1 protein-coding gene is annotated in these 1,468 nt (G+C 40.4%); it reads right to left on the bottom strand.

Annotated elements, in window-relative coordinates; all coding sequences use genetic code 11:
• On the bottom strand, positions 1 to 1,468 hold a 1,468-nt coding region (locus ACVC7S_RS08665), incomplete at both ends, for a SpaA isopeptide-forming pilin-related protein (RefSeq protein ID WP_447266853.1).

The following is a 1,468-nucleotide window of genomic DNA, read 5'->3' as shown; positions in this document are numbered from 1 at the left end:
GCAAGCTCTTTACCATTCAAGACTTTCTTAGCTTTGATTGTCGCGCTTGTTGAAGCTGCTTTATAAGTGTTAGTGAAAGTTGGTTCTGCTGAAGTAATAGAAGCTTTCAATACTCCACCTTGGAATGCTGCAGTTACAGTAACTTCCTTACCTTCTTCATCAAATGTGATACCATTGATTGCTGCTGAAGTATCTTCTTTGATGATGTAGCGATAAGTTCCCGCACCTTTTACTTCAATGTTCTCGAAGGTAATCGTTCCATCAGCTTTTGATTTCGCTGTGGCTACTGGAGTCTTCAAGTTCTCTGCTGTATATAGGTTAAAGGTAAACTCATCCGCTTTTGGAAGTTTATCTGTACGACCTTCTACCACTTTCTTAGCAGTCACATTGAATACAGCTGGAACTGGTTCATCTTTAAGATTAATAGTAGAACCGGCTGCTCCGAGTTTAACTGTATACTCTTTCTCATCTAGCTTATAGCCAGCTGGAGCTGTCTTCTCTTTAATCTTGAAAGTTTTACCTTCCCATTTCTGATCATAAGTTTTAGTCAGTGCTACTCCTTTTTCATTCGTAGTCACTTCTGTTGTTTCGCTCGCATCATCTGCTGCAGTTACAGTATAAACTGCTCCTTGAACAGGTGAAAGAGTGAAGGCATCTGTCTTATTAATCTTAATTTGGTAGGCTGTAGATGCTACAATTGTACCAGAAATCAAAGATGTTGCTTCCGCTTTCATGCTAAGCGCACCTGGGCGACTTGTATTTTGTGCAAGTTTTGTTCCGTCTGCAAGAGACAAAGCTACGATATTTGCTACTTTCGTACCATCATTTGGAGTGGTAGTACTATATGTAACGAAGTAAGATGCTGTTCCATCCTTAAGCGTAACATCAAATGATGTATAGTTTGAGTTCCAAGCAACTGTATAGTCAGTGCCTTCTACCATGAGTTCTGCTCCTGGAGGAACAGCAGAAGTACCGCCTGTAATATCAGCCTTGTAAATCTTCAAGCTTTCTGGAATGTATTGAGCTGGTGTGTAGGATGTATCATCATTTGGAATTGTGTCATGAAGCACAATGTTTTGTCCAAAATCTTGTTTTTCTGTGTTCACACGTACACGCCAGTTTGACATCTCATTACCTGAGCTCACTGATCCGATCGCTGCTAGTTTTGGAGAGTTCCAGCTTTCACGAGAAGCTTGTCCACCAGCTTTCGCATAGTTTTCAGTACCAACTTTAGGACCTGTGATTGTCTTAGAGGTATATGTCTGAGTTACCTCTTGCTTCATAGAAGAAGAATTAAAGCTAATTGGTGTCTTAGTCTGGTCTTTTAGGAATCGGAATGATGCCGCAAAGTTACCAGATACATCCTTAACTTTATCTCCACCAGTTGCAGCTAGGTACTTGTCCAAGTTTTTCAAGGTAATTTTTGCTTTACCACCCTTGTCATTACCACTTGATGTTACAACTGCTT

This window comes from Streptococcus sp. Z556, assembly GCF_053010225.1.
The sequence above is the reverse complement of the archived record's forward strand: the minus strand, read 5'-3'. Positions and strand labels throughout refer to the sequence as shown.